Origin of the sequence: Brevundimonas sp., assembly GCF_041648055.1 — a bacterium.
In the GTDB taxonomy this organism is placed as follows: domain Bacteria; phylum Pseudomonadota; class Alphaproteobacteria; order Caulobacterales; family Caulobacteraceae; genus Brevundimonas.
The window spans coordinates 283965-299647 of sequence record NZ_JBAZPS010000003.1 but is presented as its reverse complement, the minus strand read 5'-3'; the positions used below and the strand labels follow the sequence as shown (position 1 = coordinate 299647).

The following is a 15683-nucleotide window of genomic DNA, read 5'->3' as shown; positions in this document are numbered from 1 at the left end:
ACATAGAACATACAGGCAACATTCAATCTGGGGACAAGATCATGGCGCGTTGGACGAGAGATATGCTGTCGCTTGCGTCGTGCGGCGGCTTCGTCTGGATGACTTGGCAGGCCGCCTATCTGATTCAGTGAGTCGGTAAGATGGGCCTGTTCAAGGAGAGCCAGGCCATCGCCACTGCATCTGCCCAGTTCGTCCATCTTCGGGTCCGTTCCGCTTATTCGCTGCTGGAAGGCGCGATCAAGGCAGGCAAGGTCTCGACCCTGGCGGCGGACGCGGGCATGCCGGCCGTCGGTGTCACCGACCGGGCCAATCTGTTCGGAGCGCTGGAGTTCAGCGAAGGGGCCAAGGCCGCAGGCGTCCAGCCGATTCTGGGATGCGCCCTGCCGGTGACCGGCATAGGCGGGCAGATCAATCAGCGTTGGGCCAAGGTGCCGACCGTTGTTCTTCTGGTTCAGAACGAGGCCGGTTGGCTGAACCTGTCGGCCCTGTCGTCTTCAGCGTTTCTGGATGCCGGTGCGACCGACGAGCCCAGCGTGCCGTGGGACAAGGTGGTCGCCCATTCCGAGGGTCTGTTGCTGCTGTCGGGCGGGCCAGACGGGCCGGTCGATCCCCTGTTCGTCCAGGGCAAGGCCGCCGAAGGTCAGGCGGCCCTGGCGGCCATGCAGGCAGGGTTCGGCGACCGCTTCTATGTCGAGCTTCAGCGCCACGGCCTGGCCAGCGAGCAACAGGCCGAGCGTGGTTTGGTCGACTGGGCCTATGCCCATGACGCGCCGCTGGTCGCCACCAATGACGTCCACTATGCCAAGGCGGCGCAGGCCAAGTCGCACGATGCCCTGCTGTGTATCGCTGACGGTGCCTTCGTCGGGCAGGACGACCGTCGCAAGATCACGGCGGAGCACTGGTTCAAGCCGGCGGCAGCCATGCGCGAGCTCTTCGCCGACCTGCCCGAGGCCTGCGACACCACGATCGACATTGCCCGGCGCTGCGCTTTCCTGGCCCCCACGCGCGCGCCCATCTTGCCACGTTTCGATGCCGGGGCAGGGCGGTCCGAGCCAGACGAACTGATGCATCAAGCCCGCGAGGGGCTGAAAGAGCGGCTGAAACAGGTCGTGCCCGCCGCGCCCGAGGCCGACTACTGGACCCGTCTCGAATGGGAGGTCGGGATCATCCAGCAAATGGGCTTCCCCGGCTATTTCCTGATCGTGTCGGACTTCATCAAATGGGCCAAGACGCACGGGATCCCGGTGGGGCCGGGGCGGGGATCGGGGGCCGGGTCGCTGGTCGCCTGGGCCCTGACCATCACGGATCTGGATCCCTTACGGTTCGGCCTGCTGTTCGAGCGGTTCCTGAATCCCGAGCGGGTCTCCATGCCCGACTTCGACATCGACTTCTGTCAGGAGCGGCGCGAGGAGGTCATCGACTACGTTCAGGACCGCTATGGCTCCGACCGGGTCGCCCAAATCATCACCTTCGGCACACTTCAGGCACGCGCCGTGCTGCGGGACGTCGGCCGCGTGTTGCAGATGCCGCTGGGTCAGGTGGACCGCCTGGCCAAGATGGTGCCGGCCAACCCCGCCAACCCCGTGACCCTGGCCCAGGCTATCGAGATCGAGCCCCGCCTGCGCGAGGCGCGCGATAATGAGGCGTCGGTGGCGACCCTGCTGTCGACCGCGCTGGAGTTGGAAGGGCTGTACCGCAACGCCTCGACCCATGCCGCCGGTATCGTGATCGGCGATCGGCCTCTGGTCGAACTGGCCCCCCTGTACCAAGACCCGCGGTCCACCATTCCGGCCAGCCAGTTCAACATGAAATGGGTCGAGGCGGCCGGTCTGGTCAAGTTCGACTTCCTGGGTCTGAAGACCCTGACGGTGCTGGATCGTGCGCGTCAGTATCTGGAGCGTCGCGGGGCCGCGCCCGACTGGAACGCCCTGCCACTGGACGATCCGGCGACCTATGAACTGATGGCCTCGGGGCAGACAGTCGGCGTGTTCCAGCTGGAATCCCAGGGCATGCGCGACACCCTGCGCAAGATGCGCTGTGGCTCTATCGAAGAGGTCACGGCGCTGATCTCGCTGTATCGCCCCGGCCCGATGGAGATGATCGACACCTATATCGACCGGAAGTTCGGCCGGCAGGAGGTCGACTATCTGCATCCCAGCCTGACCGAGGTTCTGACCGAGACCTATGGCGTCATCATCTACCAGGAGCAGGTGATGAAGATCGCCCAGATCCTGGCGGGCTATTCGCTGGGGGAGGCTGACCTTCTGCGCCGGGCCATGGGCAAGAAGAAGAAGGAGGAGATGGACTTTCAGCGCGCCCGCTTCGTCAAGGGCGCGTCCGAAAAGGGAGTCTCGGAAACTCAGTCGGGATACATCTTCGACCTGGTTGCCAAGTTCGCAGGCTACGGTTTCAACAAGTCACACGCCGCCGCCTATGCCTTGATCAGCTTCCAGACCGGCTGGCTGAAGGCGACGCATCCGGTCGAATTCATGGCCGCGTCCATGTCGCTCGATCTCAGCAATACCGACAAACTGGCTGTATTTTATCAGGATTGTCGCCGGTTCGAAGTACCGGTCAAATCACCGGATGTGAACCGCTCCTCCGCAGATTTCGATGTGGCTTGGGACGAGCAGGCGGATGGCACCAAGGTCGGTTCGGTCCTTTACGCGCTGGGGGCCATCCGCAATGTTGGCCTTGAGGCCATGAAGCACCTGGTTCAGGTGCGCGAAACCGGCGGGCGCTTCACCGACATCTTCGATTTCCTGGAGCGGGTCGATCCGAAGTTCGTGAACAAGCGGGCGATGGAAAACCTCGCACGAGCCGGGGCCTTCGACAGCTTCCACACCAACCGCCGCCAGCTGGTCGAACAGGCCGACACCCTGATGGCCTATTGCCAGAGTGTGGCGGCGGAACGGGCCTCGTCACAGGTGTCGCTGTTCGGCGGCGATCAGGCGGGCGCAGCGCGGCCACGGCTGAAGCCGGTCGAGCCCTGGATGGGACCGGAGCGGCTGGATCAGGAACTGTCCGCCGTCGGTTTCTACCTGTCCGGCCACCCGCTGGAGGACATGGCGGCAGCGCTGAAACGCAAGCGTGTGACCTTTGTCGCCGAGGCCACGGCCCTGGCCGAAAGTGGGCACGAAGCCTTCATGATGGCGGGTGTCGTACGCCGTCGTCAGGAGCGGGCCAGCGCCAAGTCGGGCGAAAAGTTCGCCTTCGTCACCTTCTCGGACCCGACCGGTGAGTTCGAATGCCTGTTCCCGCCGGAACAGCTGCGCAAGTGCCGCGAAATCCTGGAGGTCGGGGCGTCGATCATGGTTCGGGTCCGGGCCAAGAGCGCGGATGGCGAGGTCCGGTTTTTCGGCGACGACGCCAGCCGTCTGGACACCCTGATCGATGACGGGGCCATGGGGCTGCGTATTCACGTCTCGACCCAGACGATTGAGGCTGTCGAGGCCTTGAAGAGCCGTCTCGACCGAGCCAAGGCCAATGGCAAGGGCGGGGAAGTGTCCCTGATCGCCGCCGTTGATACGCCGTCGTCCGGACGACGCGAGATCGAGATGAAGCTGCCTGGGCGCTATCGCCTGGACGGAGCCTTACGCGGGGCTTTGAAATCGGCACCCGGCGTGGTGCTGTTGGAGGATGCGTGATGACGACACATCAGGGTTCGTGCCAGTGCGGGTCGGTGGCCTATGAAGTCGAGACCGAACTTGACGGTGTGTTCGAGTGCAACTGCTCGCACTGTTATCGCAAGGGGCTGGCTCTGGTTTTCGTCTCGCCGGACGCCTTTCGCCAGACGGCTGGCGAAGGCGCGTTGAGCGAGCACACCTTCAACACCCACAAGATCACTCACCTGTTCTGCAAGACCTGCGGCGTTCAGGCCTTTGCAAGCGGCGTGGCCCCGAACGGCGAGCCGATGGTGGCCGTCAATGTGCGGACGCTGATCGATGTCCAACCATGGAGCTGGACCGCCCAGCGTGTGGACGGGCGCAGTTTCTGACGCTCAAGCATCGTCGGTCACCGCATAGACCATGATGCCGGTCGCGACGGCAAGGTTCAGGCTGTCAGCACGGCCTCGCATCGGAATCTTGACGTTGACGTCGCAGGCTGCGGCCAAGGCGTCGGTCAGTCCGGCCTGCTCGTTGCCCATCAGGATGAGGGCCGGATGCCGAAGTGAGGCTTCGCGGTAGCCATGAGTAGCGTCCAGCCGAGTGCCGATCACGCTGCCCGGCCAGGTGTCACGCCAAGCCAGGAACTCTGCGGGCGTGGCGCGGGCTATGGCGACGGCGAAGACCGAGCCCATGGTGGCGCGCACGGCCTCCACAGAATAGGGATCGACACAGTCTCCGATCAGGATGACGCCGCCACATCCGGCAGAGTCGGCCGTGCGAATGATGGTGCCCAGATTGCCGGGGTCGCGTACCTGCTCCAGCGCCACCCAGGCCGGTGCCGATGTGGGCTGAATGGCCGACAGGGGGGTGTAGACCTGATCGAAGACGCCCAGCACCGTCTGCGGGTTGTCACGGCGGCTAATCTTTTCCAGGATCGGATGGGTGACCACGACGACCTCGCCACCCGCCGCGCGAGTCGCGCCTTTGGCACGGTCCAAGATGGGATGTTCGCGCGCCTCCATGCCGACCAGCAGCAGACGGGGAATGCGACCTTGATCCAGCGCCTCGCCGATGAATTTCAGTCCCTCAGCCAGGAAGTGGCCTGTAGTCTCGCGCTCCTTGCGCATATGCAAGGCGCGCACTGCCTTGACCGTGTCGTTGGTCAGGGAGGTGATCAGCCGGTCGTCGCTCATGCCGACCATCGCGCGAAGAAGCTGAGGCCGATGGCTCGTCCATCCGGACCATCCTCGGCCAGGGCCAGTTCGCCCCAGTCGATGGTGCCGCCGCGATCAGCCGTCGCCTCCGCCATCATATGTGACAGCGAAAGGCCGGAAATCCGCGCCGCATAGGCGTTGAGCAGCAGGAACGAGGCGTCATCCGACAACAGGGCCGCACAATCCTTCAACAAACCTGGCAAGTCTTCGAACAGTCGCCAGACCTCGCCCGTCGGCCCACGACCATACTTAGGCGGGTCCAGGATGATCCCATCGTACTTGACCCCGCGCCGGACTTCGCGGGCCGCATATTTGCGAGCGTCCTCGACGATCCAGCGGATCGGCCGATCGGCCAGGTCGGAAAGTTCGGCATTCTCGCGCGCCCAGGCTACGGATTTCTTGGAGGCGTCAACGTGGGTGACCTCGGCTCCCGCTGCTGCGCAAGCCAGGCTTGCTACGCCCGTATAGCCGAACAGATTGAGGATGCGGGGGGCGGGCCGTCCTGGTTCTGAGGCTAAGGTCCTGATCCGGCTGTCCAGCCATTCCCAGTTGGCAGCCTGCTCCGGGAAAAAGGCCAAGTGCCGGAACGGCGTGAAGCGACTGGTAAAACGCACATCACGCCAGGCCAGAGGAAACGTGTCGATGAGCTTTCCCGCGAAGCGCCAACGCCCGGACTCATCCTCGTCGGTTGGATCGAACACGGCGTCGGCCTGATCGAACGCGCCACTATCGCGTGCGGACCAGAAGCACTGAGGTTCGGGCCGAACGACGGTATAGCGACCATATCGCTCCAGTTTTCGCCCTCCACCACTGTCCAGCAGCGCGTAATCGGCCCAGGCGCGGGTGACGAGTGTTTCAGGCAGTGGGTTCAGACGCGGCGACATGTGACGCTGATAGGCGGACAGGCAAGGGCACGTCCAGTCTGACATCCACTGGAGAGTGCTGATCTTGATATTGGACCGGCTGGTCTGGCGCGTGCGGGGTCTTGTCCCAAGCAAAGGGTTCGCGGATCAGACGCCAGGCGGCGTGGACAAATGCCAAACTGAGCAAAGACCAGTAAAATGGTGCCGCCAGCATATCCTTGACTTCATACGCGACGCCTGCCCGTCTGGTACCGATTGCACAGCTCAACCAGGCAGAGGCTGTGCCGACACTTAGGACGCAGATCGCAAAAGCAGGCGTTTGAGGCGACAGGCCAGCGATGCTGTAGACGCCCACCGTCGTGACGAACCACGCCAGAGACGGACCATATAGTGCGGCGGACACCAGACCCGCTCCCAGCGTCGCAGCTAGGGCAAATCCACCACGAAAACCCAGTTGCAGGGGGTGCCGCGTATGGGTTCCCCAAGTTTGCATATACCCCTTCAGCCACCGCGTTCGCTGCGGAAGCCAGCAGGCGAGTCCGCCAGGAGGCGTTTCCCATGTTGGTCGCGTAATGACGTCCAGCCGCCAGCCATGACGCCACAGTCGGAACCCGAGGTCTGCGTCTTCGGTGACGTTGAAGGCATCCCACCCTCCGACTTTTCTCAAAACATCGACCCGAAAATGATTGCTGGTACCTCCCAACGGAAACGGCAGACCCAGCTTGGCCATGCCCGGCAGAGCGGTTTCAAACAATGAGGCATATTCAGCCGCAAACTGCCTATCAAGAAAGGGCGTTGGTGGGGCGCTGGCGTAGTTGCGTCGGATGCGTAAAGGCGCTTGCAGGCACGCGAGCCGACCCGATGTATCGGATGCGAACCTTGAAGCCGCTTCCTTCAACTGCTGAGGATCGGGATCATCTTCGGCGTCGTAAACGGTCAATATCTCCCCGGTCGCAATCGGCAAGGCGCAGTTCAGAGCTCTCGGCTTTGTTCGTGGTGTCCCAGCGGGGGCGATGAAGATATCCAGCCAAGGGGGCCGTGGTGTGCAAAGTGCCGCCTGGATCGTGGTGTGGTCATGCGCTTCCAGCACCAGAAGGCCCTGTAGGCGATCGGCAGGGTAGTCGATCTTGCTCAATCTCTCGATCAGTTGCCCGACAACTTTCGCCTCGTCGTGAAGTGCCGCCACGATAGAGTATCTGGGCCAGACCTCCGGGGCGTCGGCCTCCGGTGGCGATCTCATGCTCACGATGATCAGAGCCAGTCGCCACATCGCATTGGCAAGGAATGTTACTGCTGCAGTAATAAGGACGATGCTTCCAACCTGATCCGATGCGTAGATCAGCCCGATCACTATCGCAGCAATCAGGACTGCAAGCGCCAGTAGCTGGCCGATTGTTGGCCAGCGCATTGATGCGCTGTCCCCGGGTGCAAGCCCATGCACAGCGCTGACGCATCGCTCTTCCACGTGCTGACCCCCGTCCGCTCCAGCTGAAACGGGTAACGCGTCGGCTTAACAACGACAAGTGGTGTTCAGCTGCCAGGCGATTGGCAAGGGGCGGCGATTGCCGCTATTCACATGGACGTTCCGGAGTTTCCGATTGACCGTGTCTGCAAGCCAAACTCGATCCCAGCGCAAGCCGAAAGGCGAAGGTCACGCTCGCCGGGCTGAAATTCTGGCGGCAGCCGAACGGATATTCGTCGATCACGGCTACGAAGGAGCTACGATCAGGAAGATCGCAGACGAGGTCGGCCTTTCGTCCACGGCGCTCTACATGCACTTCTCCGAGAAGAGCCAAATCCTTCACGAAATCTGCGAGCGGGCTTTTGAGCAACTGCTGGTCATGAATCGCGCTGTCCTTGCCGATGCAGGGACGCCGGAGGAGCGGATGCGACGGCTGATGCAGTCTTACGTGCAGTTCGGGTTTGAGAATCCGAACGCCTATCGCCTGGTCTATATGACGCGTCCGCAGGAGGCACAGGAGGCGCAGAGTGCGGCGCAGAGCCTGGGGGGCGAGTTGTTCGGGGCCTTTGTCTGCGTAGTGGAAGAGGCGGCTGCGCAGGGCCGTTTGCGCGGAGAACCTCGGGCGACGGCCCAGGCCCTGTGGGCGGGCGCGCACGGTGTGGTGTCACTGATCATCACCAAGCCGTATTTCGACTGGGTCGAGAAGGACCTCTTGGTCGACACCCTGCTGGACGCACTATTCGTCGGTTTGCTCAAGCCGTGAGAGGGGCATTCGGGGGGGCGGCACTGGCGGCCGGTTTTGTGATTTCGACCTCGGCAGAAGCCGCACCACTCCGGGTCATGTCGCTGGATCAGTGTGGGGATCAATACGTTCTGGCGCTGTCGCCCGATGCCACGCTTGCCTTGTCGCCGCGTGCGGACGATCCCGATTCATGGATGAAGGCGCAGGCCGCAGGTCGACGCCGCATCAGGCCCACGCTGGAGGCCGCGATCGCCTTTCGCCCCGATGTCGTCGTGCGTTACTGGGGCGGGGAGCCGCGGCTCCTTGCGGCATTGGAGCGTCGAGGCATCACGGTGCTGACCATCGATGATGCCACGACGATGCAAGGTGTCCATGACAACATCACCAGAGTGGCTGACGGCCTGGGCCAGCGTCAGCGTGGAGCACATCTGTCAGCATTGATGCAGGGGCGACTGGCGAAGGCTTCGCCACGCACGAGCGATAGCAACTCGTCGGCGCTGTATCTGACTCCTGGCGGCTTCACGGCCGGCACAGGGACCTTGATCGACGCCGTTCTGAAGGCGGCAGGGTTTTCCAACCTGGCGACTTCACCCGGCTTTGCTCCAGTGAGTGTAGAGCGGGTGGCGCTTTCGCCGCCCAGACGGTTCGTCCTGGGCTTCTTTGATCTGTTTCGCTCAGACTGGCGCGGGCCGGGGCGTCATCCCGTCATGCAGCGTGCGTCTGATGGACGGGTAGCCGCCAAACTCCCTGCGGCGGTTCTGACCTGTCCGGCCTGGTTCGCTGCAGACGCCGCCGTGATGGTAAGCCAAGGGCAATGAATCGTCTGCTCTGGGGTCTGGTCCTGCTGATCATTGCCGCCGCCGTTTCCGGCATTGGCATGGGCGAAAGCGTGCTCGGCGCAGAGCAATGGCGTGCGGCTTTCACAGATCCGGCGTCGGGGCCGGCCGAGGTGTTGTGGCAGGTCAGGGCTCCGCGCGTCATGACGGCGCTGATGGTGGGTGCAGCCCTCGGTCTGGCCGGGGCGGTGATGCAGGGGCTTTTACGCAATCCGCTGGCCGATCCAGGCGTTCTGGGCGTGTCAGCTATGGCGGCACAGGGGGCGGCCCTGGCCATAGTTGCGGGGGCAGCCGCCTTTCCGGGAGCAGTCGAGACGGCGGCCTTGGTGGGGGCGGGACTTGCGGGCGGGCTGCTGATTCTGTTTTCGGCGAGGGTCAGGTCGCCAGAGGCCCTGATCCTGTTCGGGGTGGCCCTGTCCAGTTTCGCGGGCGCGGCGACGGCGCTGATCTTCAATCTGTCGCCTTCGCCGATAGCCACCGCCGAGGTCATGAGTTGGTTGCTGGGGTCGGTTCAGAACCGAAGCTGGATCGATGTGGCCTGGGTAACGCCGGCGATCATGCTGTCCGGCGTGCTGGCAGCGATCGCGGCACCCGGCCTGCGTATGCTCAGCCTGGGTGAGGAGACGGCGCGGACATCTGGCCTGCCGATGGCGCGGCTGAGGTTGATGGCTCTACTGGCAGCGGCATTGGCGACTGGGGCGGCAGTAGCCGTGGCGGGCGTCATCGGCTTCGTCGGGCTGGCCGCGCCACATCTGGTGCGGACGCTGGTGAAGGGTGATCCGGGGCGGGTGCTGTTCCCATCGGCGTTGGCGGGCGGGTTGATGCTGGTGGTCGCGGACCTGCTGGCGCGAATGACACCGACGGATCAGGAACTGAAGCTGGGTGTGTTCACGGCGCTGGTCGGCGCGCCACTGTTCGCCCTGATCGCCTGGCGGGCCGCGCGAGAGTGGCGGCTGTGACGGCTCTGGTTCTGGAGCAGGCGACGGCCCGGCTGGGCAAGCTGACCGTGCTGGAAGCGGTGTCGCTGACAGTCCGTAAAGGCGAGCTTGTAGCGCTGGTCGGCCCGAACGGCGCGGGCAAGTCCAGCGTCATCCGTGCGCTGGCAGGCCTTCTACCGCTTGTCGACGGGACAGCTTCCACGATGGGGCAGCCGGTAAAGGCGCTGAGCCCGAGCGCGCGTGCCGAGCGCGTCGCCTATCTGCCGCAGGAGAGGCGCGTGGCGTGGAACATGCCAGCGGTTGAGGTGGCGGCGCTGGGCGCGCCATTCCTGTCGGCAACCAAGGCGTTGATCCGCGCACATGAGGCGCTGAACGCCGTCGAGGCTGATCATCTGGCGGATCGCGGCGTGGCCCAGATGTCCGGCGGCGAGAGGGCGCGCGTTCTACTGGCCCGTGCGCTGGTCGCACAAAGCGATGCCCTGCTGGTCGATGAGCCGATTGCCGGGCTGGACCCGGACGCCCAGTTGATGGTGCTGGATCTGTTACGCGTCCGTGCCAAGGCCGGGCAGGCGGTGCTGGTCAGCCTGCATGATCTGGGGCTGGCCGCCCGATACGCAGCCCGTGTCATCGTCATGCATCAGGGCAAGGTCGTCGCCGACGATGCACCTATGCAGGCCCTCACGCCGCAGATCCTGTCCGAAGTATTCGGCCTGACAGCTCGCTGGATCGACGGGCCGGATGGACCGCTTCTTAGCCAGAGCCGCTACTCCGAGGGCTCGCCAGCGGGCGTATACTGTTCGCCGGAGCCGACATAGCTGTAGGGCTGGGCCGAGCCGCGTGGCGTGCCTCGACGCAGGTCCTGTGACAGGGTCAGGGGTGCCGAGCCGCCGTTGAGGCGAGCCTTGTAGACCGACATGTTTTCCATGACCCGCATCATGTAGTTGCGCGTCTCGGTGAAGGGCGCACATTCGATGAAGTCGACTGGATCGACCTGCCCCGCCCGCGGATCACCGCACCGTGCCGTCCACTGCGGCACGCGGCCAGGACCGGCATTGTAGCCCACCGTCGTGAGCAGCATGGAGCCGTTGAAGTTGTTGGTCAGGTCCGCCAGGTGGAAACTGCCCAGCGTCATGTTGAAGTCGGGATCATACAGCCGCTCGTCGCTGTAGGGCAGGCCAAGCTGGCGGGCGACGCGGCTGCCGGTCGAAGGAAGGAACTGCATCATGCCGCGCGCATCGGCCCCGGAGCGCGCACGGGGGTCGAAGCTGGACTCCTGGCGCGTGATGGCCAGGGTGAACTCCAGCGGTGCGGCACCGGCGACGGGCGGCGGCAGGCGAACTGGGTACTGACGCTCAGGCATCAGGAAGCCACGCTGGCTGGCGGCACGGCCGATCATCATGGCCGTAAAGCCTTCGCCATAGTTACGCGACATATCCATCAGAAGGGCCATGTCGCCAGCCGTCGGCAGGACGTCATCCAGTTGGTAGGCGAAGACGCGGAACAGGCTGGTCTCGCCCGTCTCGCCCAGAATGCGCATGGCGCGGACCATCTCGTTAGCTTCGAACGATGCGATCTCGGCTTGGCTGGGGGCCGGGTCGCCGGGCAGGGTGAGTGTGGTCTGACCGGCCTTCTCGGCGGCGAGTTGGCCGTAGAAGGTCTGGATGTGGCGCGAGCCCGCCTGATAATACTCCACCGCCATCGGCGTGTTGCCGTTCGCCTCTGCTGCGCGACCCAGCCAGTAAAGAGCACGGCCCTGGGTAATCGGTGTCGAGGAGGCTTGGCGCAGAACCTCGAAATGGGCAGCGGCGCGTGACGGATCATTCAGCTTGGTCAGGGCGACCCAGCCGGCGAAGAACTCCGCATCGACCTTGCGCTCTCCGGAGGGGAAGGCGTGGCCGTTCATGGCGTCATAGGCCGCCTGCCAGTTGCGGACCTGAAGGGCATCCAGAAAATAGTTGCGGCGCTCGCTCCACAGGGTGTTCTGACCCTCGGTATGCGAGGGGGCGGGGGGCAGGGCGGACAGAAGGGCAAAGCCCTCTGACTGACGATTCTGCGAGCGCAGGATGCGGACCCGCTCCAGCGCAACGTTCGGGTCGCGTGCCTGGGAGGCGCTTAGCGAGGCCACCATCGCGTCGGGGCTATAGGCCGTACGCAGGGCCAGGACGGCGTTGGCGACCGACTGGCGCTCAGGCGAAGCCAGCGCCATCATCGCCCGCGTTGCTGGGCCATGCGGACCGGACAGCAGCATGGTCAGGCGGGCATCGTGGTCGCCCTGGTTCAGCCATCCACTCCAGCGGCCCAGGATGCGGCTCTGGCTGGCGTCATCGAACGAACGGGTGCGCCACCAGTCGGTGATCAGGGCGCGGGCCTCGTCGCGGCGGCCGGTCTGCTCATAGGCTCCGGCCAGAGCGATGGCCCCTTGCACTGTGGACGGCGGAGTCTGGGCGAACAGACGCAGGGTCGCCTCGGCATTGGCATAGCCACCGTCCAGGGCCCGCTCGGTCGCGGCGCGGCGACTGTCGCTGCGGGGCCAGCCGGCGAAGGTCGAATCGGCGACGGCCAGATCGCTGAACCCCATCTGTGAGGCCGAGGTGTCCAGCAGCGCCCATTCGATCAGCTTGCGACCCGCTGGATCGCGCATGTTGGCGGCGGCGTTGCGGGCACCCGCGATGTCGCGGGCGCGGGCGGCCGCCAGACCTTGACGGAAAAGCGCCGTGTCCTGATCGTCCAGCACACGCGGTTGATTGCTGACGTTCGGGGCCACCGACGTGTAGGGAACCGCCTGTGGCAGCAGGGTTTCAGGAGCGGGGCCGAGTAGGGCCAGCGCGGCTGCCAGGGAGGTCATCATCATGCCGTGTCTTATCCTCATGCGTCGTGGTTGCGGTCAGGCGACCGGCAACCTACCCTTTGCGCCCGCTGTCGGCGTGTGCCGTCACTTCCTCGCAGGACCATCGTTTCAATGACCGCCCCTTTGTTCAAGGGCGTGATCACCGCCCTGATCACACCTCTTCGTGACGGAAACGTGGACGAAGCCGCCTTCGCCACCCTGATCGAACGCCAGATCGCCGCCGGCGTCGACGGCGTCGTGCCCATGGGCACGACCGGAGAGGGGGCCAGCATGGACCTGGATGAGCACAAGCATGTGATCGACCTGTGCGTGCGACTGGTCGCCGGGCGGGTGCGGGTGATCGCGGGCACGGGCTCGCCCTATACCAAGGAAGCCATCGACCTGGCCCGCCATGCCAAGACGGTCGGGGCAGACGGCGCGCTTATCGTGACACCCTATTACATTCGCCCGTCGCAGGCGGGGCTGGCGGCACACTTCGAAGCGATCGCCGATGCGGTCCAGCTACCGATCCTGCTCTACAATGTGCCCGGTCGCACCGGGATAGATCTGGCCAATGAGACGGTGGCTCGGCTGGCGAAACACCCGAACATCGTCGGCATCAAGGACGCCACCGGCGACATGAGCCGGGTCAGCTGGATGCATGCCAACATCGACGGTCAGTTCGACCTGATCTCCGGTGATGACCCCAGCTACCTGGGCTATCTGGCCTATGGCGGGGTCGGGCTGATCTCGGTCGCCTCCAATGTCGCACCCGAAGCCATGGTGGCCCTGCACAAGGCGGCGGTGTCGGGCGATGCGGCCAAGGCACGGGACTGGCAGGATCGTCTGATCGGCCTGCACAAGGCGCTGTTCCTCGACAACTCGCCGTCACCGACGAAGTACGCCTTGGCGAAGCTGGGCCTGTGTACCGAAGAGGTCCGCCTGCCCCTCTCGCTGACCGCAGACGCGGTCAAGCCCGCCATCGACCGCGCCATGGCGGATGCAGGCGTCGGCTGATGGCGGCTGAAAAACCCAAGACCAAGTTGCTGGCCGAGAACCGGCGGGCCAAGTTCGATTACTTCCTGGAGGATTTCGTCGAGGCCGGGATCCAGCTGCTGGGCACCGAGATCAAGGCCCTGCGCGACGGACGGGCCAATATCGCCGAAAGCTATGTCTCGCCCGAGGGCCGGGACCTGGTGCTGATCAACGCCGACATCCCGCCGTACAAACAGGCCAACCGCTTCAACCACGAACCGCGCCGCCCGCGCCGTCTGCTGCTGCATCGCAAGCAGATCGACCGGATGATCGGCGCGGTCCAGCGCGACGGCCAGACCATCATCCCGGTGCGCCTGTATCTGAACGAAGCCGGCAAGGCCAAGATCGAGATCGCCATGGCCAAAGGCAAGAAGCTGCATGACAAGCGCCAGGCCAGCGCGGACCGCGACTGGGCGCGGGATAAGGCGCGACTGATGAAGGAGCGGGGTTAGGCGTTGATCGCCGCCTTCGCCCGCTCGAAAATCTCCTCGAACATTCTCGCCGTCAGCCGGCCAGTATTCGTGTTGAGCCGCGAGCAGTGGTAGCTATTGATCAGGGTATAGCCAGCGACCTGGCCTTCGACGCCGTGGCCGGGGGGTATGGCGGTGCCGGGCAGGCCCAGCGTCTTCAGGATGCTGCGGCGCGAGACGTCGCCCAGGGTGACGATGACCTTCAGTCGGGGCAGTTCGGACAGGCGGGTCTTCAGGAAGGGGCGGCAGGTCGCCTCCTCGACCGGCAGGGGCTTGTTCAGCGGCGGGGCGCAGCGAACGGCATTGGTGATCATACAGTCGACCAGTTCCAGATCGTCATTCCCGTCCGGATCGTAGTGGCCGCGTGCGAAGCCGGTCTTCTTCAGTGTCTCGTACAGGATGATGCCCGCACCATCGCCGGTGAAAGGCCGACCCGTGCGATTGGCCCCGGTCCGGCCGGGGGCCAGCCCCGCGATCAGCAACCTCGCCTTCGGGTCGCCGAACGACGGGGCCGGGCCGTTCCACCAGTCGGGATGCGCGGCCTGATTCTCAGCCCTGTAAGCGACCAGACGGGGGCACAGCGGGCAGTCGCGGGGTGGTTCGGGCGGGAAGGGGCTCATCGGTCGCTGATACACCGAGCCTGCACGGCGTCACACTCCCGCAATGTCTGCGATTGGAGTAGGGTGTTTGGATGGAACGCTATGACGGCCCTCTGGATGACGCAGTGATCGTGGCTCTGGGCTGCAACGACTGCGGCGTCTGGCGCGACTGCCGCGAGGCGCTGGAGGCGGCGCTGGCGCGGTTCCGGGCCGAGGGGATCGATGTGCTGGCCCGGTCGTCTTGGTGGTCGTCGCTGGCCTGGCCGGACCCGACCGATCCGTCGTTCCTGAACGGCGTCGTCATTGTGCGCAGCGACCACGACCCGCATGGCCTGATGCAGGCGCTGGGGCGGATAGAGGAAGCCTTTGGCCGTCAGCGCCATCAGCAGAATGCCCCACGAACCCTCGATCTGGATCTGATCGCCCACGGTCGGCTGAGTGGCGACCTAGACGGCCTGATCCTGCCTCATCCGCGGGCGGCAGAGCGTCGATTCGTGATGGGGCCGCTGGCCGAGATCGCGCCGGACTGGGAGCATCCGCACGGGGGCAGGGCGGTCGATCTGGCGACGGCTGCGACCGTCGGTCGGGACGCGCGAGCCGTTTGACGCCGTATTGCTGCCCATGTGGCGTTGCACAATCGAGCTCAACACTCTATTTTGTGCGGTTCTGATTGCCGCCCGAGGATTTTGAATGGCCCGCGTAACCGTCGAAGACTGCATCGAAAAGGTGCCGAACCGTTTCGGTCTGGTCCTGCTGGCCGGTCACCGCGCCCGCAACATCGCCAATGGCGCGCCGTTGATGCTGGACCGCGACAACGACAAGAACCCCGTCGTCGCCCTGCGTGAAATCGCCGAGGACAAGGTCGTTCCGGACGACATGACCGAGACCATCATCGTCACCCTGCAGCGTGTCGATGAGCGCACCGAAGCCGAGGACGAGGCCGAGATCGTCGGTCTGCTGGCCGAGCCTCAGCACATGAACATGGCCGAGGCAGAACTGATCCGTGCGCTGCAAAGCGACCGCGACGGTGGCCAGGAGGAACGCTACTGACGGCGGAACCCGCCAACGGTATCACCATCCTGCCGGCGC

At 64.7% G+C, this 15683-nt stretch carries 15 protein-coding genes; 10 read left to right on the top strand and 5 right to left on the bottom strand.

From position 1 onward, the window contains the following. Positions 1-167: 167 nt before the first annotated feature. On the top strand, positions 168-3647 hold the full coding sequence (gene dnaE / locus WC585_RS09585; protein ID WP_373257691.1) for a DNA polymerase III subunit alpha: 3480 nt from the start codon (positions 168-170) through the stop codon (positions 3645-3647). Continuing rightward, positions 3647-3997: a GFA family protein gene (locus WC585_RS09580; RefSeq protein WP_373257645.1), complete on the top strand. Its 351-nt coding sequence runs from the start codon at positions 3647-3649 to the stop codon at positions 3995-3997. Before dnaE ends, WC585_RS09580 begins: the two co-directional genes overlap by 1 nt. A gap of 3 nt (positions 3998-4000) precedes the next feature. Here the strand turns inward: WC585_RS09580 and WC585_RS09575 are convergent, their stop codons facing one another. The 3 genes from WC585_RS09575 to WC585_RS09565 are packed head-to-tail and all read right to left on the bottom strand — an operon-like array spanning position 4001 to position 7093. Continuing rightward, positions 4001-4801, bottom strand: coding sequence for a TrmH family RNA methyltransferase (locus WC585_RS09575; protein ID WP_373257644.1), 801 nt, complete (start codon positions 4799-4801; stop codon positions 4001-4003). Beyond that, on the bottom strand, positions 4798-5706 hold the full coding sequence (locus tag WC585_RS09570) for a class I SAM-dependent methyltransferase (RefSeq protein ID WP_373257643.1): 909 nt from the start codon (positions 5704-5706) through the stop codon (positions 4798-4800). The genes WC585_RS09575 and WC585_RS09570 overlap by 4 nt, the downstream gene beginning before the upstream one ends. Beyond that, entirely contained in the window at positions 5678-7093 is a 1416-nt protein-coding gene (locus WC585_RS09565) for a glycosyltransferase family 2 protein (protein ID WP_373257641.1), read from the bottom strand. Before WC585_RS09565 ends, WC585_RS09570 begins: the two co-directional genes overlap by 29 nt. Positions 7094-7289: 196 nt before the next feature. Between WC585_RS09565 and WC585_RS09560 the strand changes: the two genes are divergently transcribed. The 4 genes from WC585_RS09560 to WC585_RS09545 are packed head-to-tail and all read left to right on the top strand — an operon-like array spanning position 7290 to position 10478. After that, the gene (locus WC585_RS09560; protein ID WP_373257690.1) at positions 7290-7910 is read left to right on the top strand and encodes a TetR/AcrR family transcriptional regulator; all 621 of its coding nucleotides are present in this window, start codon (positions 7290-7292) and stop codon (positions 7908-7910) included. Beyond that, positions 7907-8707 carry an ABC transporter substrate-binding protein gene (locus tag WC585_RS09555; RefSeq protein WP_373257640.1) on the top strand — a complete coding sequence of 267 codons (801 nt, stop codon included), beginning with the start codon at positions 7907-7909 and terminating at the stop codon, positions 8705-8707. The genes WC585_RS09560 and WC585_RS09555 overlap by 4 nt, the downstream gene beginning before the upstream one ends. Beyond that, on the top strand, positions 8704-9684 hold the full coding sequence (locus WC585_RS09550) for a FecCD family ABC transporter permease (protein ID WP_373257639.1): 981 nt from the start codon (positions 8704-8706) through the stop codon (positions 9682-9684). The genes WC585_RS09555 and WC585_RS09550 overlap by 4 nt, the downstream gene beginning before the upstream one ends. Continuing rightward, entirely contained in the window at positions 9681-10478 is a 798-nt protein-coding gene (locus WC585_RS09545; RefSeq protein WP_373257638.1) for an ABC transporter ATP-binding protein, read from the top strand. Before WC585_RS09550 ends, WC585_RS09545 begins: the two co-directional genes overlap by 4 nt. Here WC585_RS09545 and WC585_RS09540 read toward each other — a convergent pair. Next, positions 10427-12514: a transglycosylase SLT domain-containing protein gene (locus WC585_RS09540; protein WP_373257637.1), complete on the bottom strand. Its 2088-nt coding sequence runs from the start codon at positions 12512-12514 to the stop codon at positions 10427-10429. The genes WC585_RS09545 and WC585_RS09540 overlap by 52 nt on opposite strands. Before the next feature lie 108 nt (positions 12515-12622). On the opposite strand from WC585_RS09540, the gene dapA reads away from it, so the two are divergent. Then, a complete protein-coding gene (gene dapA, locus WC585_RS09535) occupies positions 12623-13507 on the top strand; it encodes a 4-hydroxy-tetrahydrodipicolinate synthase (protein WP_373257636.1) in 885 nt (294 codons plus the stop codon). Next, on the top strand, positions 13507-13977 hold the full coding sequence (smpB, locus tag WC585_RS09530) for an SsrA-binding protein SmpB (RefSeq protein WP_373257635.1): 471 nt from the start codon (positions 13507-13509) through the stop codon (positions 13975-13977). Before dapA ends, smpB begins: the two co-directional genes overlap by 1 nt. Here smpB and WC585_RS09525 read toward each other — a convergent pair. Next, positions 13974-14615 carry a uracil-DNA glycosylase gene (locus WC585_RS09525; RefSeq protein WP_373257634.1) on the bottom strand — a complete coding sequence of 214 codons (642 nt, stop codon included), beginning with the start codon at positions 14613-14615 and terminating at the stop codon, positions 13974-13976. The two genes, smpB and WC585_RS09525, sit on opposite strands and share 4 nt — an antisense overlap. A 71-nt stretch (positions 14616-14686) precedes the next feature. Here WC585_RS09525 and folK point away from each other — a divergent pair, with 71 nt between their 5' ends. Beyond that, a complete protein-coding gene (folK, locus tag WC585_RS09520; RefSeq protein ID WP_373257633.1) occupies positions 14687-15199 on the top strand; it encodes a 2-amino-4-hydroxy-6-hydroxymethyldihydropteridine diphosphokinase in 513 nt (170 codons plus the stop codon). Positions 15200-15284: 85 nt separating this feature from the next. After that, complete coding sequence (gene rpoZ, locus WC585_RS09515) at positions 15285-15644, top strand: DNA-directed RNA polymerase subunit omega (protein WP_373257632.1); 360 nt, start codon at positions 15285-15287, stop codon at positions 15642-15644. Positions 15645-15683: the final 39 nt, after the last annotated feature.